Genomic DNA, 17,265 nt, shown 5'->3' with positions numbered 1-17,265 from the left:
ACGAAAAAGGCGCCTGCGGGCGCCTTTTTCATTGGGTACACCTGCAGGAGCGAGCCATGCGCGCGATCGCGCCGACGTCGCACCTTTTGAAAGCGGCCCGCTCCTAACGTTATCTGCGCTTACTACCGCCCAATAGCGCGCCCATCAATCCGCGCACCAGTTGCCGGCCGATCTGGTTCGCCGCCTGACGCACCACCGTCTTGCTGACCTGGCTGGCCAGCGATCCAAGAATCTCGCCGGCCATGTCACCGAAATCGGTACCGCTGCCCTTCTCTTCCTTCTGCTCGGTCGGTGCCATCTTGTTGTCGGCGCGGCCGGTCAGTTTCTCGTAGGCGGACTCGCGGTCGATCGGCTGGTCGTAGTGACCGGCCAGCGGCGAACGGCGGATGACGTCGGCGCGCTCGGCGTCGGTGAGCGGGCCGATGCGCGATTGCGGAGGCGCCACGGCCACGCGCTGGACCATCGCGGGCGTGCCCTTCTCCTCCAGCGTACCGACCAGCGCCTCGCCGATGCCCAGCTCGGTGAGCACCTTCAAGGTCTCGAAAGCCGGGTTGGGCCGGAAGCCGTCGGCCACCGCGCGCAGGGATTTCTGCTCCTTGGCGGTGAATGCGCGCAGACCATGCTGAATACGCAGGCCCAGTTGCGCCAGCACGTCGTCCGGCAAGTCCCCGGGCGACTGGGTAACGAAGTAGACGCCCACGCCCTTGGAGCGGATCAGCCGCACCACCTGCTCCAGACGATCCTGCAGGGCCTTGGGCGTGCCGTTGAACAGCAGGTGCGCCTCATCGAAGAACAGCGCGAGGATGGGCTTGTCCGCATCGCCGCGCTCGGGCAATTGCTCGAACAGTTCGGCCAGCAGCCAGAGCAGGAAGGTGGCGTAGACCTTGGGGGCGTCATGCACCAGCTTGCTGGCGTCCAGCAGGTGGATGCGGCCACGGCCATCGGCCTCGGGGCGCAGCAGGTCTTCCAGCTGCAGCGCCGGCTCGCCGAAGAAGTCCTCGGCGCCCTGCTGCTCCAGCAGCGCCAGACGCCGCAGCAGTGCCTGGGACGAGGCGCCGGTGAACAACGCACGGTCTTCGCCGAGGATGTCCGGGTTTTCCTTGAAGTGATTAAGCAGCGCCTTGAGGTCTTTCAGGTCGAGCAGCAGCAGGCCTTCGCGGTCGGCCACCTTGAACGCGGCGAACAGCGCCGCCTGCTGGCTCTCGGTCAGCTCTAGCAGGTTGGCCAGCAGCAGCGGGCCCATCTCCGACAGCGTGGTGCGCAGCGGGTGACCGGTCTTCCCGGCCACGTCCCAGATGCTCACCGGGTAGGCCTGGGGCTTGTGGTTCAGCCAGGGCATGCTGGCGATGCGTTCAGCCACCTTGCCCTGTGGGTTGCCCGCGGCGGCGATGCCGCACAGGTCACCCTTGATGTCAGCGGCAAACACCGCGATGCCGGCGTCGCTGAACGATTCGGCCAGGTGCTGCAGCGTCACCGTCTTGCCGGTGCCGGTCGCACCGGCGATCAGGCCGTGGCGGTTGGCGAGTTTCCAGGGCTGGCCGACCGGCTGCCCGTCGGGCCCGGCGCCAATGATGAGTTCGTTGGTGGCTGACATCCGTTGTTCCCCTTCAGTGGACCTGTCGCGCCAGAGGGCCTGTCGCGTTGGCTGCTTGAGCAAGAGTGGCGCGTCCCGGTGCGCCGCGCAATCGGCTACCCCGGTACTTTGAAGACGTGCTTGAGGTAGTGCAGGAAGTTCTCGTCCTTGCACTGGGTCTTGCCCGGCGCATCGGAGATCTTCGCCACCGGATGGCCGTTGCAGGCGGTCATCTTCAGCACGATGTTCATCGGCTGGACACCCGGCACATCGCAGGTGAAATGGGTGCCAATACCGAAGCTGACGTCGATGCGCTCGCGCAGCGCCCGGTAGATTTCCAGCGCACGCGGCAGGTTAAGGCCGTCGGAGAACACCAGGGTCTTGGTCAGCGGGTCGATGCCCAGGTGTTCGTAATGCCGGATGGCCTTTTCCGCCCACTCCAGTGGATCGCCCGAGTCGTGGCGCAGGCCGTCGAAGAGCTTGGCGAAGTACAGGTCGAAGTCCGCCAGGAAGGCTTCCATGGTGATGCAATCGGTCAGCGCGATGCCCAACTGCCCGCGGTACTCGCGAACCCAGGCGTCCAGCGCGGCGGCCTGGCTGTCGATCAGCCGCGGGCCGAGTTGCTGATGCGCCATCAACCACTCGTGAGCCATGGTGCCCAGCGGTTTCACGCCCAGCTCGCGCGCCAGGTAAACGTTGCTGGTGCCAACGAAATGGCCGGGGAAGCCATCGCGCAGATCGCGTACTACGGCTTCCTGCACCGGATAGGAGAAGCGCCGGCGGGTGCCGAAGTCGGCCATCTTGAAGCCAGCCAGCTCTTCGGCGCTGGCCTCCTTGCGCAGCCAGTCGAACTTCTCCTGCAAGCGCTCGCGGACCATCGTCAGCGTCGTGCCCGGATGGCGGTGGCGGTTGCGCACTTCGCTGATGATCGCCAGCAGCGGCACCTCGAAGAGAATCACGTGCAGCCAGGGGCCTTTCAGGCGCAGGAACAGTTCTTCGTTCTCCACACCCAGCTGCACATAGCTGGGGTTGAAGCGGAACAGGCCGAGGAAGCGGATGAAGTCGGGCTTGAAGAAGGGGATGCGCTCAAGAAAGGCCAGGTCCTGCGGTGCGAAAGAAAGCTCCGACAGCTGCTCGATCTGCTCGCGCAGCGGGTCGAGGTAGGCGCGCAGGTCCTCTTCGTTGCGACAGCGGAACTCCCACTCGACTTCGGCGTTGGGATAGTTGTGCAGCACGGCCTGCATCATGCTCAGCTTGTAGAAATCGGTATCCAGCAGGTTCTGCACGATCCGCCGGGAAAATGCGCTGTCGCTCATGCTCATCTCATTGCAGGCTTGAATCGGCAGTCTAAACCCGTCGCCCACAAAAAACCCCGCCGAGGCGGGGTTTTGAGTTGGAATCAGAAATCAGCGTGCTTTGCTCTGCGACATCCCGAACAGGAAAAGCAGCAGGTCGTCATCCGGACGGATGTCCTGTTGCTTGGCGCGCAGGTTGGGCGGCATCGGGCAGCTGTCCAGGCCGCCTCTTCCGGAAATGACCGAAGGCCCAGGCTCATGCCAGGCCGCCGCCGCCAGGGTCGCCACCCCGAGCGCGCCGATGAGGAGCAAACCTCGCGTAATTTCTAACTTCATGTCTGCAACCCTTTGATGGCGCTGCCAAACGCCGCTTGGTAACCATAGACAAAGGCCTGCCATTGCGCCTCTGTCCACGACGAGCGGCGTTTTACCTGGCGAAGATCGTGACGGGCGGCACGCTGGGCGCTGAAGCGCTGACGGGCTTTTTCCATGTCAATCAGGGCCACTTCGATCTTGTCGCCGTCCATCTTCACGAAGACGTGCTTCAGGTAGAGGCAGCCATGCTGCCAACGGCCGGCGTTAAGCTTTGCAAGGGTACTACCGTAATGTTGCAGAATTCTTTGGTGCAGGGCCTCGCCCCAACGCTCCTGGTCACCACGGGCGTAGCAGTCTTCCAGGCTGCTGAAACCGTCCAGGGACTCGGTTACCAGAAGGGCCTGCCATTCGCCATCCACCTTGCGGCAGCCGGCGTAGACCAGGGTCGGCACTTTCACGCCCAACGCTTCGGCGGCCTTGAGCGCATTGCGCTCGCGGATGGCGGTGGGGTAGCCGAAGGGATGCAGCAGGTCGCGGTAGATGTGGCCCATCTGCTGCTTGCGATAGAGCATCCGGCCGTCGGAGGTCAGGACTCGCTGCACGCCGCTTTCGCCGCCGCGCCGACGGTTGGGTTCCTCGACCCATTTGCCGGGCACCTGGAGCCAACGGTCGATGGCGTTCTCACCGGAAATTTGCTGCAGCGAAGCCAGATCAACGGCCATCCATCACTCCTTACGCAGAATGTAGACCCGCCACATGTGTACGAGCGGGACGAAATCAATGTGATCCTGGACCTTGAAACCAGCCTGGCGGAACTCCGCCTCGATGGTCTTGGCGGGTATCACGAAGCGGTTCTGGTAGGCGTGTTTCTTGCGATTCGATTCGGCGCGAGCACGTTTCCAGGACTTGAAGTTACCATCGACCCACATCGACAGGATCACCGAATCGCGGGTTACGCGGTGAAATTCGCGCAACATCGTCAAACGATCGTCAGTTTCGCCGATATGGTGCATCAGGCGCATCGAGAAGATGCTATCGACGGCGTTGTCGGGCAGATCAATGGCAAACGCGGAAGTCTGCAAAGGTCGGACGCGTTTTACAACCTCATTCGGTTGACCGGCGCAGGCCACGGCGATCATGTCCGGGGAATTGTCTGCCCCGATGATCACCCGGTTCTCCTTTTCGGCCAGCATCGGCCAGAAGCGCCCGGCGCCGCACGGCAGGTCCAGGACCAGATTGGGCTGCCCCGCCAGCTTGAGTGCCTGACGGGCGACTTGGACATCGCGCCAGTGAGAAAGTTTCCGGGAGAGTCCGGCCTGGTGCTTGCGCAGGTAACGCTCTGCGTGCTGGCGGTCGTACTTTTGGGAGAACTCCAGGTCGACGGGTTTTTCAGTCATCGGATATTTACCTTTCCCGAATTCAGGGCGAACGATACGAACCAGCCTGTCACAGCCGGGTCATGCACTTGTGAAGTTTTTGTCAAACGACGGCTAGGCGAACTTCGAAGCGACAGCCATGGGGCTCGGCCGGACGCAGCGTGACGTCCCAGCCTTCGGAGGCGCAGATCCGCTTGACCAGCGACAACCCCAGCCCGAGCCCCTCACCACGCGGGTTCTGGCCGCGCGTGAAGGGCTGGAAGACGCGCTCGCGCTGCTCTTCCGGGATGCCGGCGCCGGTGTCCTCGACCCAGAATCCGTTCGGTCCAAGTTGTAAGCGGATGCTGCCGCTTTCGGTGTAATGCATGGCATTGCGCAATAAATTGCTCATCACCGAACGCAGGAAAGGCGCGTTGAACTGCCCGGGCATCTCCTGGCTGACGTTGTATTCCAGGGTCAAGCCCTTCGCTTCGATAGGCCCGCGCCACTGTGCGACCAACTCGTCGCCGATCGTCCGCAACCCAGCCTGGGACACGATGGCCATATCCTTGCGCTGGGCCCGCGCCAGCATCAGGAAGGTCTGCACCAGATCCCGCATCTCCTCGCAGGCACTGTTCATCCGCACCAACTGAGCACGCGACCGCGGGGTGAGCCCCGGCTCTTCCGCCAGCAACTCGCAACTGGTGGCGATCACCATCAGCGGCGTGCGCAGCTCATGGCTGACGTCGCTGGTAAAGAGCTTCTCCCGGGTCAGCACATCGTGCAGCCGCCCCATGGCGTAATCGAAGGCCGCCGCCAGCTCGCCCACCTCGTCGTTGGCGTAATCCGGCGACATGGGCGGTGCCAGCTCCAGCAACTGGTCCCGGTGACGAACCTGGCGCGCCAGGCGCGACACCGGCTCCATGACCTTGCGCGCCAGCAGCCAGCCCAGCACCCCGGACAGGGCGAGGCTGAGCACATAACCGGTGACCACGGCGGCATAGAGGATCTGTTCGCGCGCCTCGAAGTCGCTCTGGTCCTGCAGCAGGACGAAGCGGCGGCCATCGACGTCGCGCGCCAGCGCATGGAAAGACAGCTCGCCATCGAAGACTTCGTGGAAACCGGCGTCCAGCCGGCGCAGCGCCGGCGGCATGGCATAGACGCCCGCGCCATCACTGATGAAGAAACGCATGCCGGGATCGAGTTTCGGAGCCTGGCCGTTCCCCAGGTCCTCATTGATGATGCGGTCCAGTTCACCGCCCAGGTCGCGGGAAATCAGGCGCTCTTCGACGATATGAACGACGCCGACGATTCCCACCGAAAACAGGCCGCCAACGGCGGCGGTCATGAGTACGAAGGCAAAGACAATCCGTCGGGAAAGGCTCTGCTTATACTCCATGCGCTTCCTCCGCCAGCTTGTAGCCGACGCCATGCACCGTGTGCAGCAGGGAGGATGCGAAGGGCTTGTCGATCACCTGGCGCAGCTGATGAACGTGGCTGCGCAGGCTGTCGCTGTCGGGGCAGTCATCCCCCCAGACGGCTTCCTCGAGCACGTCGCGGCGCACCACGTGCGGGCTCTTCTGCATCAGCACCGCCAGCAGCTTGAGGCCGATGGGGTTGAGCTTGAGCGGCTTGCCGGCACGGTTCACTTCGAGGGTGTCGAGGTTGTAGCTCAGGTCGGCGACCTGCAGCTCGCGCCGCCCGCCGCCCTGGCTGCGGCGCAGCACCGCCTCGATGCGAGCGGCCAGCTCGGAGAGCGCAAAGGGCTTGAGGAGGTAATCGTCAGCGCCGGAACGGAAGCCCTGCAGGCGGTCGTCCAGCTGATCGCGGGCGGTCAGCATGATCACTGGGGTGTCGCGGCGCGCGTCTTCGCGCAGGCGGCGGCACAGGGTGAAACCATCCAGCCCCGGCAGCATCACGTCCAGCACGATCAGGTCGTAATGGGACGTCGCCGCGAGGTGCAATCCGGACAGGCCGTCCTGGGCGCAATCCACCGTGTAGCCCTTCAGGCCCAGGTAGTCGGCCATATTGGCCAGGATGTCCCGATTGTCTTCAACCAACAAAATGCGCATATGCTCTCCTCGAACGCAATGCACGTTAGCCTAACCAGCTTAAATAGAACTTAAGCGGCTTTGACGGAATTTTCACATTCAACCTGCCGATTGCCCGTGCGGCAGGTCGAATGAGCCCTCCGGCGCGGCTTCAGTCGCCCGCCACACCAAACTCGATCGGCGTCTTCACGTAGAACAGCTTCACACCCGCCTGGCGGATCGCCTCGAAGATGCGCCCGGACTCTTCCTCGCTCACTGCCATGGTGACTTCCTGCGGCTGGTCGGCCAGCTCGAAGAAATGCGCGTAGTGAATGCGCCCGGTCTTGCCGAAGCCTTCGCTCGCAGTCATCAGGGTGGCGCCGCGTACGCCTTGCCGGCGCGCCTCCTCCAGCAGCCATTGAGCCAGCGGCAAGCCGGCGTGTTTGCGGTCCTGCTGGGTGAAGAACTTCAACTGGTAGCCGTTCATGTCTTCCTCCCGAAGGCCTCGCGGCCTCTCTCATGGCTGGACGGCCTAGCGGCCCATCAGCGCGTGCACCGACCAGAGTCCGGCCAGGGTCATCAGCAGGGAACCGGCAAGGTGCGTGGCGACCGTGCCCATGGCCCAGGCCAAGCGGCCTTGCTGCAGCAGCACGACGACCTCGGCGGAGAAGGTCGAGAAGGTGGTGAGGCCACCGCAGAAACCGGTAATGATCAGTAATCGCCATTCTGGCGCCAGGCCGGGGGAGTTGGCGAAGAAGGCGATAGCCGCGCCGATGATGTAGCCGCCAACCAGGTTGGCGACCACCGTGCCCGGCGGCATGGATGGCAGGAGGGTATTGAGCTTGAGCCCGAGCACCCAGCGCAGCAGTGCGCCGAGGGCGGCTCCGAGGGAGACGGCGAGAATGGGTTTCCACATGGTCCTGTCCTGGGGAAGGTGTTTTGGACAGGCCGCAGGCGAGCGCCTACGCGCCTTTCCAGGTCTATGCGTAGGCATCATCAGCCACAAGGGCGGTTGAAGGAGGAATGCCATCTCCTGCGGCGCAGTCTGGCATATCCGACGCCCATGAAAAAGCCCCGCCTAGGCGGGGCTTTTTCTTACAGCAGGTGCCGGGTGGCTTACATCATGCCGCCCATGCCGCCCATGCCGCCCATGTCCGGCATGGCCGGAGCAGCCTTGTCGTCAGCCACTTCGGCAACCATGGCCTCGGTGGTGACCATCAGGCCGCCGATGGAAGCAGCGGCTTGCAGAGCCGAACGGGTGACCTTGGCCGGATCGAGGATACCCATCTCGATCATGTCGCCGTACACACCGGTAGCAGCGTTGTAGCCGAAGTTACCCGAACCCTGCTTGACCTTGTCGACCACTACGCTCGGCTCGTCGCCGGAGTTGGCAACGATCTGGCGCAGCGGAGCTTCAACGGCGCGACGCAGCAGAGCGATACCGACGTTCTGGTCTTCGTTGTCGCCCTTCAGGCCTTCGATGGCTTGCAGAGCACGAACCAGAGCGACGCCGCCGCCAGGAACCACGCCTTCTTCCACAGCAGCGCGGGTAGCGTGCAGGGCGTCTTCAACGCGGGCTTTCTTCTCTTTCATCTCGACTTCGGTGGCAGCGCCAACCTTGATCACGGCAACACCGCCAGCCAGCTTGGCCAGACGCTCTTGCAGCTTCTCACGGTCGTAGTCCGAGGAAGTCTCTTCGACCTGCTTGCGGATCTGCAGGACGCGAGCTTCGATGTCGGCTTGAGCGCCAGCGCCATCGATGATGGTGGTGTTTTCTTTGCTCAGAACCACGCGCTTGGCGTTACCCAGGTGCTCCAGGGTGGCGCCTTCCAGGCTCAGACCGACTTCTTCGGAGATGACGGTACCGCCGGTCAGGATGGCGATGTCCTGCAGCATGGCCTTGCGGCGGTCGCCGAAGCCCGGAGCCTTGACGGCTGCGACCTTGACGATGCCACGCATGTTGTTGACGACCAGGGTAGCCAGGGCTTCGCCTTCGACGTCTTCAGCCACGATCAGCAGCGGACGGCCGGCTTTGGCAACGGCTTCCAGGACCGGCAGCATTTCGCGGATGTTGGAGATCTTCTTGTCGACCAGCAGCAGCAGCGGGCCGTCGAGCTCGGCCACCATGGTGTCCGGCTTGTTGATGAAGTAGGGGGACAGGTAGCCGCGGTCGAACTGCATGCCTTCTACGACGGACAGTTCGTTTTCCAGGCCCGAGCCTTCTTCAACGGTGATCACGCCTTCTTTACCGACCTTGTCCATGGCTTCGGCAATGATGTTGCCGATGGAGTCGTCGGAGTTGGCGGAGATGGTGCCTACCTGGGCAATGGCCTTGGTGTCGGCGCAGGGCTTGGCCTGCTCCTTGAGCTGGGCAACGATGGCCACGGTGGCCTTGTCGATACCGCGCTTCAGGTCCATCGGGTTCATGCCGGCAGCGACGGCTTTCAGGCCTTCGTTGACGATGGCCTGGGCCAGAACGGTAGCGGTGGTGGTGCCGTCACCGGCAGCGTCGTTGGCCTTGGAGGCAACGTCTTTCACCAGCTGGGCGCCCATGTTCTCGAACTTGTCTTTGAGTTCGATTTCCTTGGCGACGGAAACGCCGTCCTTGGTGATGGTCGGAGCGCCGAAGCTCTTGTCCAGGATGACGTTACGGCCTTTCGGGCCCAGGGTCGCTTTCACAGCGTCGGCCAGGACGTTTACGCCGACCAGCATTTTCTTGCGAGCGGAATCGCCGAACTTAACTTCTTTGGCAGCCATGTTCTGTTTCCTCTAAATCGAATTCGGTGGGGAGTGGACGGACTGAAATCAGTCTTCCAGGACGGCGAGGATCTCGGACTCGCCCATCACCAGCAGTTCTTCGCCGTCGACCTTGATGGCGTTGCTGCCGGAGTACGGACCGAAGACCACCTTGTCACCGACCTTCACGGCCAGAGCGCGAACTTCGCCGTTGTCCAGGACACGGCCGGCACCAACAGCGACCACTTCACCGCGGTTCGGCTTCTCGGCGGCGGAACCCGGCAGCACGATGCCGCCTGCGGTCTTGGTCTCTTCCTCGCTGCGACGGATGACGACGCGGTCATGCAGAGGACGAAGCTTCATAGTCGTAACTCTCCCAAACTGTGATTTCCAACGGCCGGATCGATGCCCGGCAGGTTTTATTGAATCCGGCGGTGCCGGTTTGCGTCCCGGCTGGCGAGACGCGTAAAGAGCAGCCTGTCCGTGTGACAGGGACCTTGCGGTGACCGGTACATAAGGTCGCTACAAGGCATTTCAAGTGTGTGACGAAAAAATTTTTGCAGGCGGCGGGTGCTTCAGGCGAGCGAAACCGCCCGACGCTCAACGCAGGCGGTCGCGATCTTCCTCGCGGCGCTGGTACTCGCCCTCGATCACGCTGGGGCCGCTGCGGTGCTGGGCGGCCGGATCATCGGCGAAGGCGCGGCGGCGCTCAGCCTGCTCCTGCATGCGCTGGCGCACGCGGCCAAGCATCAGGCGACGGGTGAAGGGGATCAGGCAGAACAGGCCGACGATGTCGCTGATGAAGCCCGGCAGCATCAGCAGGCCACCGCCCAGGGCGATGACCAGGCCTTCGAGCATTTCCTGCTCGGGCAGCTCGCCTCGATTCAGGCGCTCGCGGGCACGCAGCGCAGTAGCGACGCCGGCCACGCGCAGCACCGCTGCGCCGATGAAGGCGCCGGCGATGATCAGCAGCAGGGTCCAGCCCACGCCGATCACGCTGCCGACCTTGATCATCACGGCCAGCTCGATCAGCGGGAACAGAAGAATCAGAAACAGGGGAACTCGCATCGATGAATCCTTGGCGGGGTCATTGCCCGGGTAGAAAGCTAGGTGGCGACGCCCCCTTCCAATTTCAAGGGATAAGCCAAGGGAAGGATCAGGCCTGGATCACTTCGTTGCCCGGCCAGACGTCCGCCTTGGCCAACTGCACCAGCGCCTGGCGCACCGCGCCGGCGTTGCCGCAGGGCGCCGGGAACGGCAGCCAGTGCAGCCCCTGACCAATGCGCAGGTGGAAACCTTCTGTATCAATTCCCGCCAGCTGCGGGCCCTGCCCGGCGGGCAACCCGGCCAGTTCGACGTAGTGTTCGATGGCATTGGCGTGGTCGCTGTTCATGTGCTCGACCATGCTCTTCTCCGCTTCGCCGACGAAGGGGTTGGCCAGCGGCACGCTGTTGGCGCCCAGCCAGTGGATATCGCCGAAGCCACCGATGTAGCGCCACTGCACCGGCTCCAGCACCCAGAAATCGAAGTCGTGGACGATGTGGTAGTCCTGCGAGCCGGGGAAATAGCGGTAGTAACGCTCGGCGGCGTCGGCGATGGCATCAACGTCCTCGACCAGCAGCGCCTCGGCCAGCAGAGTCAGGCGTCCGGCGGCCTGGATGTCGTCGACGCCACGCTCGCCGATGAGCAGCGAGCATTTCCCGTCCATCTGCAGGTTATGGGTGTGCTGGGCGATGCGGCTGATCAGGATCAGCGGACGGCCGGCCTCGTCCAGGCAATACGGCACGACGGAGCCGAAGGGGAATCCGGGCCACTTCTTCGAGTGGGTAGAGAGGACGCCGCGGTATTCCTTGAGCAGCAGTTCTCGGGCATGCTTGGCAGCTTTCACGCTCAACTTATGACTCCTCGCAAAGAATCCGTCGTAAACGGACGGGCAGGACTGACTCTGTGCACAGCTGCCGGCGGGGCCTTTCACCAGAAACTGTTCGTGGGGTTGTTCCGATGCAATTGAAAGACAAGGTCATCATCATCACCGGTGGCTGCCAGGGCCTGGGCCGCGCCATGGGCGAGTACCTCTCCGGCAAGGGCGCGCGCGTCGCGCTGGTTGACCTCAATACCGAAAAACTGGACGAAGCCGTGGCTGCCTGCAAGGCCGCCGGCGGTGACGCCCGCGCCTATCTGTGCAACGTCGCCAATGAAGAACAGGTTACCCACATGGTGGCCCAGGTCGCCAGCGACTTCGGCGCCATCAACGGCCTGGTCAACAACGCCGGCATTCTGCGCGACGGCCTGACCATCAAGGTCAAGGACGGCGAACTGAGCAAGATGAGCCTGGCCCAGTGGCAGGCGGTGATCGACGTCAACCTGACCGGCGTGTTCCTCTGCACCCGCGAAGTGGCGGCGAAGATGATCGAGCTGAAGAACGAAGGCGCGATCGTCAACATTTCCTCCATTTCCCGCGCCGGCAACATGGGCCAGGCCAACTACTCCGCCGCCAAGGCCGGCGTCGCCGCCGACACCGTGGTGTGGGCGAAGGAACTGGCGCGCTACGGCATCCGCGTGGCGGGCGTGGCTCCCGGCTTCATCGAGACCGACATGGTCGCCAGCATGAAGCCCGAAGCCCTGGAGAAGATGACTTCCGGCATTCCGCTCAAGCGCCTGGGCAAGCCGCTGGAAATCGCCCACTCGGTGGCCTACATCCTCGAGAACGATTACTACACCGGCCGCGTGCTGGAACTGGACGGCGGCCTGCGCCTGTAATCCGCCCGCCCATGAAAAAGCCCCGCCAGGTGCGGGGTTTTTTATTGCCGTTCTCGTAGAGCGGAGCCAGTCGAAGCGAAGCGTTACCAGCCGACGCCCAGGCCCAGGGTGTAGCGACGCTCGTTGACGTCGCCGTCGTTGCCGCTGAGCTTGTCCCATTCGGCCTTCAGGCTCAGGGACGCCCAGGAGGTCAGCTTGTAGCGGATGCCCGCCTCGCTCTCCAGCTCGTACTCCACGTTGGACTCCAGCGGCTTGCTGACTTCGCCGTTGGTGAACACCTCGAACTGCTTGGCCAGCAGGTAACGGTTGTAGTCCCACTTCAGGCTGGTGCTGTAGAAGTGGGATTTCTCGTCGTCGACGAATTCGTAGTCGTTGCGGTTGACCAGGGTCGCCAGGGAGAACGCACCCAGCTCGTTGTCCCAGAATTGGTAGCCCGGGCCGGTACCGACGGTGCGTTTCTTCTGCAGGTCCTCGATCCAGTCGCGCTTGTACTGCGCCTGGCCCTGCCAGAACCAGTGCTCGTCGAGGAAGCGGTCCAGCGCGTATTGCGCGGAATAGTTGTTGGTACTGACCTGATCGTCCTTCTTCTCGCGGTTGTACTCGCCCTGCAGATTGTGGCGCCAGCGGCCGTGGCGGGCGTTGGTCTTGAAGTCGATGTCGTAATCCTCGACATCGTTCTCCGCCTGCTTGTGGTCCAGGGAGAAGTCGACGTTGCCGGTCCAGACCCAGTCTTCGAGGATCGGCTTGGGTGGCATCATCTGCTCGATCTTCGCCAGTTCCACCGTGCGCGCCTCGCCGTTGACCAGCGTGACCTTGCCCTGGTCCGACGCTTTCAGGCCCTTGGAGTGCTCGCCGGTTTCCTCGTCGTACTTCACCAGCAGGTTCTGGTCGGTCTCCAGCGTCTTGATCTTGTCCGCCTTCAGCGTGATGTCTCCGCCGTAGTCGGTCGCCAGCAACAGCCTGCCGCCGTCATAGAGTTTGATGGTGCCGCTGAGGCGGTCACCGTTCTTCAACCAGACGGTGTCGGCGAGGGCGGACAGGGAACAGGATGCGAGTGCGACTGTAAGCAGGGTTCTGGGGAACATGAGTCGAATTCAACTGGATGGAGTGGGCAAAAAGCCGGGCATTATCCAGATACCCGACACTAGAGCAACGACTGACAGACCCAGTTGCAGGGAGTTCACAATGACTGACAGATGGGTCTTACAAATGAGCCGACTTGCCAGGGCTGCACCAGCCGATATCCTGAGCGTCAGCCCCTCTATTGCGGTGCATTCGATGCCCAAGCCCAAGCCCCCAGCCAGCGCACCAGTGACTGACCTCGGACTGGAAAGCCTGCAGGTACGGCGCGAAGCGATTTTCCTGGTCATCGCCCAGGTGCCGGAAGGCTGTGTCATCACCTATGGCGATGTCGCGCGACTCGCCGGCCTGGGACGTTCCGCACGGCTTGTAGGACGTATCCTCAGCCAACTGCCCGAAGGTACGCGCCTGCCCTGGCATCGGGTGATCGCCGCAGGGGGGCGCATCAGCCTGCCCGTCGGCACGGTTTCGGGTAACGAACAGCGCGCACGATTACGTGCCGAGGGTGTCAGAATCCATAACGATCGGGTGGACATACGTCGGCACGGCTGGCCTAGCGGCGAGCAGTCCTAGTAGAGTTCGCGTAATTTTTCGTCCTGCTGGAAAACACCCCCCATGAAAGAGCATTCCTGGCGCGAGGCATGGATTGCCTACAAGTCTCCCGCCAGCCTCGCGCTTTTGCTGCTGGGTTTCGCCGCCGGCCTGCCCTACATGCTGGTGCTCTCCACCCTCTCGGTGTGGTTGCGTGAAGCGGGTGTGGCTCGGGAAACCATCGGATTCGCCAGCTGGATCGGGCTGGTGTACGCCTTCAAGTGGGTGTGGTCGCCCATGCTCGACCAGTGGCGCCTGCCCTTCATCGGCCGCCTGGGTCGCCGTCGCTCCTGGCTGGTGTTCTCCCAGGGGCTGATCGCCATCGGCCTGCTCGGCATGGCCCTGTGCAACCCGCAATCACACCTGAACTGGCTGATCGCCCTGGCGATGGTGGTGGCCTTCGCCTCGGCCACCCAGGACATCGCCATCGACGCCTACCGCCTGGAAATCGCCGAGAACACCCGCCAGGCCGCGCTGGCCGCGTGCTACATGACCGGCTACCGGGTCGCCGTGCTGTTCGCCACCGCTGGCGTGCTGTTCCTCGCCGAGTGGGCCGGCTCCAGCGCCCTGCATTACAGCCAGTCGGCCTGGGCCCTGACCTACGCGGTTTGCTCGCTGGCCATCCTGCCCGGCCTGATCACCACGCTGCTGATGAAAGAGCCGCCAGTCAACGTGCAGCCGCAGGCGGGCAGCTCGGCCTTCGCGTTCAATCATCAACTGCTCTCGGTTCTGACCCTGCTGGTGCTGCTGATCTCCGTGCCGGCCATGCTCACCGCCCTGACCGCCCAGGCCTGGCCACGAGCCGCACTGTACGGAATCTTCATCGGCATCTGCATGACCCCCCACGGCCGCCGGCAGATCCGCCCGGTCCGCGAGCTGCTGTCGAAGGTACGCCGCCCACTGCTGCTGGCGGTGCACGGGCGCGGCCTGCCGCAGTTCGACTTCGTCCACCAGGCCGTCTCGGTGATCGTCCTGATCATCCTGCTGGTCACCGGCACCGCCTTCATCAACATGGCCGAAGCCGGCAAGTGGTGGCTCGCCCTCCTGTACCTGCTGATCGCCCTGAGCTGTATTTCCGCCCCGGGACGCCTGCTGATGGCACCGGTGCTGACGCCGATCACCGAGTTCGTCCGCCGCTACCGCTGGCAGGCGCTGCTGCTGCTCGGGCTGATCTCCACCTACCGCATGTCCGACACCGTCATGGGCACCATGGCCAGCGTGTTCTACATCGACATGGGCTTCTCCAAGGACACCATCGCCACCGTCAGCAAGCTGTTCGGTGTGGTCATGACCCTGGTAGGGGCGGCGGCCGGCGGTGTGCTGATTGCCCGTTTCAGCATCCTGCCGATCCTCTTCATCGGCGGCGCGGCCTCTGCCGGGACCAACCTGCTGTTCGCCATGCTGGCGCAGATGGGCGCAATCGACGACCCGCACCTGATGGGGCAGAACGTCTTCGCCCTGCTCAAGGTGCTGGAACCCCACGTCACCATGCTGGTGGTGACCATCATGCTCGACAACTTCAGCGGCGGCCTCGCCACCTCGGCCTTCGTCGCCTACCTGTCGAGCCTGACCAACCTGAAGTTCTCCGCGACCCAGTACGCCATGCTCAGCTCCACCATGCTGTTGCTGCCGCGCTTCATCGGCGGCTATTCCGGGGCGATGGTCGAGGGCATGGGCTACGAGCGCTTCTTCTTCTTCACCGCCCTGCTCGGCGTGCCGACGCTGCTGCTGATCGGCTGGCTGTGGCTGCGCCGCAAGAACGACATCACCAACGGCGCAGCCGAGGAAGCCACGGAAGCGCCAGCGCAACACCCCAGCGCAGAACGTCACTGATTCTGGTTACTGGATCAGCGCCCATGAAAAAGGCCGGCAAATGCCGGCCTTTTTCGTTCCTGCGGGGCGGGATCAGTCCGCCAGGACGGAGTCCTCTTCGCCCTTGACCACGCGCACCACCTTGTTCGGCGCCAGGTCGATGCCGGAATCGCGCAGACGCAGGCGCACCTGCTCGTTGAGCATGAAGGTGACGCCCCAGTAGTCGGCGTTGGCGGTCCACAGGCGCAGCGACAGGGTCACCGAGTTCTCGCCCAGGCCCGCGACCACCACCACCGGCGCCGGGGACTTGAGCACGCGCGGATCGTCCGCCAGCTCCTTGAGGATGGATCGGGCGCCATCCAGGTCAGCGTCGAAGGCCAGCTTCACGTCGAAGGTCACCTGGCGGGTGGTCTGGGTCGAGGTGTTGGTGATGATGCCGTTGGACAGCGCGCCGTTGGGCACGATCACGGTACGGTTGTCACCGGTGCGCAGCACGGTGTGGAAGATCATGATGTTGTCCACGGTGCCGGACACGCCCTGGGCCTCGATCCAGTCGCCGATCTTGAACGGGCGGAACAACAGGATCAGCACCCCACCGGCGAAGTTCGACAGGCTGCCCTGCAGTGCCAGGCCGATGGCCAGGCCGGCGGCACCGATGGCGGCGACGAAGCTGGTGGTCTGGATGCCGATCATCGACGCCACGCTGACCATCAGCAGGATCTTGAGGATGATGTTTACCATGCTGCCAATGAAGCCCTGCAGCGTCTTGTCCACGTGCTTGGTGGACAGCACTCCACCCACGCGACGGGTAAACAGGTTGATCACCCACCAACCGATCAGCAGGGTCAACAGCGCCAGCGTGGCATTGCCCAGGTAGGCCAGGACGACCGGTGTCCAGGCCTCCGCGCTGTTCATGATCTGCTCGTAATTCATATCCATGGATGCAGGCCCCTTGTCTATTGCCATTCCAAAAACAAAACCGCCATGGCAAGCCATGGCGGTCGGGAGTTCGCCGAGCGACTCTATTACTGCGACGTCAGGCGGGCGGTGAGGTTCCGCAGCTTTTCGTCGAGAGTGCGCATCAGTCGCGGAAGTTGTTGAACTGCAGCGGCATGCCGAGGGATTCGCCGCGCAGCAGCGCGATGGCTTCCTGCAGGTCGTCGCGCTTCTTACCGGTGACACGTACCTGCTCGCCCTGGATGGCGGCCTGTACCTTGAGCTTCTTGTCCTTGATCAGGGCGACGATCTTCTTCGCCAGATCCTTGTCGATGCCCTCGCGGAAGTCGACTTCCTGCTTGACCACCTTGCCGGAGGCGAAGGAATCCTTGATCTCCATGCACTGCGCGTCAATCTTGCGTTTGACCAGGCTGGAGCGAAGAATGTCGAGCATCTGCTCGAGCATGAAATCCGCCTCGGCGGTCAGGGTGATGGACTTTTCCTTGGCCTCGAAGCTGCACTTGCCCTTCAGGTCGAAACGGCGGTCCAGTTCCTTGGTGGCGTTATCCAAGGCGTTGGTCAGTTCGTGTTTGTCCAGTTCGGACACCACGTCGAACGAAGGCATGACATCTCTCCAGATGGACGGCGCGATGCGGTTCACAGTCAGCATCGAGCCTGGCTTGACGATAAAAATGCGCGGTCATTATAACTGACAGACAAGACCGCGCCCGGCCTCTGACACTAAGAGCCGGCATTTCCCACTCGTTTGCGAGACATTCCTT

At 63.3% G+C, this 17,265-nt stretch carries 19 protein-coding genes and 1 riboswitch; of the genes, 3 read left to right on the top strand and 16 right to left on the bottom strand.

Features of this window, described 5'->3' with window-relative positions; genetic code table 11:
• Positions 1-109: 109 nt before the first annotated feature.
• The 13 genes from IB256_RS19995 to IB256_RS19935 all read right to left on the bottom strand — a co-directional run bounded on the left by IB256_RS19995 (position 110) and on the right by IB256_RS19935 (position 11,198).
• Positions 110-1,594 carry a helicase HerA-like domain-containing protein gene (locus tag IB256_RS19995; RefSeq protein WP_192289917.1) on the bottom strand — a complete coding sequence of 495 codons (1,485 nt, stop codon included), beginning with the start codon at positions 1,592-1,594 and terminating at the stop codon, positions 110-112.
• A 95-nt stretch (positions 1,595-1,689) separates the two neighbouring features.
• Entirely contained in the window at positions 1,690-2,889 is a 1,200-nt protein-coding gene (gene pncB, locus IB256_RS19990; protein ID WP_192289919.1) for a nicotinate phosphoribosyltransferase, read from the bottom strand.
• A 90-nt stretch (positions 2,890-2,979) separates the two neighbouring features.
• Complete coding sequence (locus IB256_RS19985; protein ID WP_192289921.1) at positions 2,980-3,204, bottom strand: hypothetical protein; 225 nt, start codon at positions 3,202-3,204, stop codon at positions 2,980-2,982.
• Positions 3,201-3,905: a lipopolysaccharide kinase InaA family protein gene (locus tag IB256_RS19980; RefSeq protein WP_192289923.1), complete on the bottom strand. Its 705-nt coding sequence runs from the start codon at positions 3,903-3,905 to the stop codon at positions 3,201-3,203. The genes IB256_RS19985 and IB256_RS19980 overlap by 4 nt, the downstream gene beginning before the upstream one ends.
• 3 nt (positions 3,906-3,908) lie before the next feature.
• Positions 3,909-4,580 (bottom strand): class I SAM-dependent methyltransferase, encoded by a 672-nt coding sequence (locus IB256_RS19975; RefSeq protein WP_192289925.1) that lies wholly within the window; start codon positions 4,578-4,580, stop codon positions 3,909-3,911.
• 82 nt (positions 4,581-4,662) lie between these two features.
• The gene (locus IB256_RS19970; RefSeq protein ID WP_192289927.1) at positions 4,663-5,937 is read right to left on the bottom strand and encodes a sensor histidine kinase; all 1,275 of its coding nucleotides are present in this window, start codon (positions 5,935-5,937) and stop codon (positions 4,663-4,665) included.
• Entirely contained in the window at positions 5,927-6,610 is a 684-nt protein-coding gene (locus IB256_RS19965; protein WP_081517514.1) for a response regulator transcription factor, read from the bottom strand. Before IB256_RS19965 ends, IB256_RS19970 begins: the two co-directional genes overlap by 11 nt.
• A 130-nt stretch (positions 6,611-6,740) precedes the next feature.
• Positions 6,741-7,055, bottom strand: a complete 315-nt coding sequence (locus tag IB256_RS19960) for a DUF190 domain-containing protein (protein WP_192289929.1) — start codon at positions 7,053-7,055, stop codon at positions 6,741-6,743.
• Between the two features lie 45 nt (positions 7,056-7,100).
• Complete coding sequence (gene crcB, locus IB256_RS19955; protein WP_081517512.1) at positions 7,101-7,484, bottom strand: fluoride efflux transporter CrcB; 384 nt, start codon at positions 7,482-7,484, stop codon at positions 7,101-7,103.
• Positions 7,485-7,548: 64 nt separating this feature from the next.
• Positions 7,549-7,611, bottom strand: a riboswitch (Fluoride riboswitch).
• A 73-nt stretch (positions 7,612-7,684) separates the two neighbouring features.
• On the bottom strand, positions 7,685-9,325 hold the full coding sequence (groL, locus tag IB256_RS19950) for a chaperonin GroEL (protein ID WP_045209649.1): 1,641 nt from the start codon (positions 9,323-9,325) through the stop codon (positions 7,685-7,687).
• 48 nt (positions 9,326-9,373) lie between these two features.
• Positions 9,374-9,667, bottom strand: a complete 294-nt coding sequence (locus IB256_RS19945) for a co-chaperone GroES (protein ID WP_009617968.1) — start codon at positions 9,665-9,667, stop codon at positions 9,374-9,376.
• A gap of 237 nt (positions 9,668-9,904) precedes the next feature.
• On the bottom strand, positions 9,905-10,372 hold the full coding sequence (locus tag IB256_RS19940; protein ID WP_138212329.1) for an FxsA family protein: 468 nt from the start codon (positions 10,370-10,372) through the stop codon (positions 9,905-9,907).
• A gap of 88 nt (positions 10,373-10,460) precedes the next feature.
• Complete coding sequence (locus IB256_RS19935) at positions 10,461-11,198, bottom strand: HugZ family protein (protein ID WP_192289933.1); 738 nt, start codon at positions 11,196-11,198, stop codon at positions 10,461-10,463.
• 107 nt (positions 11,199-11,305) lie between these two features.
• Here IB256_RS19935 and IB256_RS19930 point away from each other — a divergent pair, with 107 nt between their 5' ends.
• Positions 11,306-12,064 carry an SDR family oxidoreductase gene (locus IB256_RS19930; RefSeq protein ID WP_192289935.1) on the top strand — a complete coding sequence of 253 codons (759 nt, stop codon included), beginning with the start codon at positions 11,306-11,308 and terminating at the stop codon, positions 12,062-12,064.
• Between the two features lie 83 nt (positions 12,065-12,147).
• On the opposite strand, the gene IB256_RS19925 is transcribed toward IB256_RS19930, so the two are convergent.
• Entirely contained in the window at positions 12,148-13,149 is a 1,002-nt protein-coding gene (locus IB256_RS19925; RefSeq protein WP_192289937.1) for a DUF481 domain-containing protein, read from the bottom strand.
• Positions 13,150-13,342: 193 nt separating this feature from the next.
• Here IB256_RS19925 and IB256_RS19920 point away from each other — a divergent pair, with 193 nt between their 5' ends.
• Positions 13,343-13,717, top strand: a complete 375-nt coding sequence (locus IB256_RS19920; RefSeq protein ID WP_192290640.1) for an MGMT family protein — start codon at positions 13,343-13,345, stop codon at positions 13,715-13,717.
• A 42-nt stretch (positions 13,718-13,759) separates the two neighbouring features.
• A complete protein-coding gene (locus IB256_RS19915; protein WP_138212325.1) occupies positions 13,760-15,568 on the top strand; it encodes an AmpG family muropeptide MFS transporter in 1,809 nt (602 codons plus the stop codon).
• Between the two features lie 72 nt (positions 15,569-15,640).
• Here the strand turns inward: IB256_RS19915 and IB256_RS19910 are convergent, their stop codons facing one another.
• On the bottom strand, positions 15,641-16,486 hold the full coding sequence (locus tag IB256_RS19910) for a mechanosensitive ion channel family protein (protein WP_192289939.1): 846 nt from the start codon (positions 16,484-16,486) through the stop codon (positions 15,641-15,643).
• 142 nt (positions 16,487-16,628) lie between these two features.
• Positions 16,629-17,108 carry a YajQ family cyclic di-GMP-binding protein gene (locus IB256_RS19905; RefSeq protein WP_045209642.1) on the bottom strand — a complete coding sequence of 160 codons (480 nt, stop codon included), beginning with the start codon at positions 17,106-17,108 and terminating at the stop codon, positions 16,629-16,631.
• Between the last annotated feature and the right edge of the window lie 157 nt (positions 17,109-17,265).

It is taken from the genome of Pseudomonas sp. PDM17, from assembly GCF_014851985.1.
In the GTDB taxonomy this organism is placed as follows: domain Bacteria; phylum Pseudomonadota; class Gammaproteobacteria; order Pseudomonadales; family Pseudomonadaceae; genus Pseudomonas.
This window is presented reverse-complemented; position numbering and strand designations above follow the sequence as displayed.

What these genes read in the sequence shown, in the direction of transcription:
- IB256_RS19930 (WP_192289935.1), top strand. Translation starts at nt 11,306, where the DNA reads ATGCAATTGAAAGACAAGGTCATCATCATCACCGGTGGCTGCCAGGGC.
- IB256_RS19915 (WP_138212325.1), top strand. Translation starts at nt 13,760, where the DNA reads ATGAAAGAGCATTCCTGGCGCGAGGCATGGATTGCCTACAAGTCTCCC.
- IB256_RS19910 (WP_192289939.1), bottom strand. Translation starts at nt 16,486, where the DNA reads ATGGATATGAATTACGAGCAGATCATGAACAGCGCGGAGGCCTGGACA.
- IB256_RS19925 (WP_192289937.1), bottom strand. Translation starts at nt 13,149, where the DNA reads ATGTTCCCCAGAACCCTGCTTACAGTCGCACTCGCATCCTGTTCCCTG.
- IB256_RS19975 (WP_192289925.1), bottom strand. Translation starts at nt 4,580, where the DNA reads ATGACTGAAAAACCCGTCGACCTGGAGTTCTCCCAAAAGTACGACCGC.
- IB256_RS19995 (WP_192289917.1), bottom strand. Translation starts at nt 1,594, where the DNA reads ATGTCAGCCACCAACGAACTCATCATTGGCGCCGGGCCCGACGGGCAG.
- IB256_RS19945 (WP_009617968.1), bottom strand. Translation starts at nt 9,667, where the DNA reads ATGAAGCTTCGTCCTCTGCATGACCGCGTCGTCATCCGTCGCAGCGAG.
- IB256_RS19980 (WP_192289923.1), bottom strand. Translation starts at nt 3,905, where the DNA reads ATGGCCGTTGATCTGGCTTCGCTGCAGCAAATTTCCGGTGAGAACGCC.
- IB256_RS19960 (WP_192289929.1), bottom strand. Translation starts at nt 7,055, where the DNA reads ATGAACGGCTACCAGTTGAAGTTCTTCACCCAGCAGGACCGCAAACAC.
- IB256_RS19985 (WP_192289921.1), bottom strand. Translation starts at nt 3,204, where the DNA reads ATGAAGTTAGAAATTACGCGAGGTTTGCTCCTCATCGGCGCGCTCGGG.
- IB256_RS19940 (WP_138212329.1), bottom strand. Translation starts at nt 10,372, where the DNA reads ATGCGAGTTCCCCTGTTTCTGATTCTTCTGTTCCCGCTGATCGAGCTG.
- groL (WP_045209649.1), bottom strand. Translation starts at nt 9,325, where the DNA reads ATGGCTGCCAAAGAAGTTAAGTTCGGCGATTCCGCTCGCAAGAAAATG.
- crcB (WP_081517512.1), bottom strand. Translation starts at nt 7,484, where the DNA reads ATGTGGAAACCCATTCTCGCCGTCTCCCTCGGAGCCGCCCTCGGCGCA.
- pncB (WP_192289919.1), bottom strand. Translation starts at nt 2,889, where the DNA reads ATGAGCGACAGCGCATTTTCCCGGCGGATCGTGCAGAACCTGCTGGAT.
- IB256_RS19920 (WP_192290640.1), top strand. Translation starts at nt 13,343, where the DNA reads ATGCCCAAGCCCAAGCCCCCAGCCAGCGCACCAGTGACTGACCTCGGA.
- IB256_RS19965 (WP_081517514.1), bottom strand. Translation starts at nt 6,610, where the DNA reads ATGCGCATTTTGTTGGTTGAAGACAATCGGGACATCCTGGCCAATATG.
- IB256_RS19905 (WP_045209642.1), bottom strand. Translation starts at nt 17,108, where the DNA reads ATGCCTTCGTTCGACGTGGTGTCCGAACTGGACAAACACGAACTGACC.
- IB256_RS19970 (WP_192289927.1), bottom strand. Translation starts at nt 5,937, where the DNA reads ATGGAGTATAAGCAGAGCCTTTCCCGACGGATTGTCTTTGCCTTCGTA.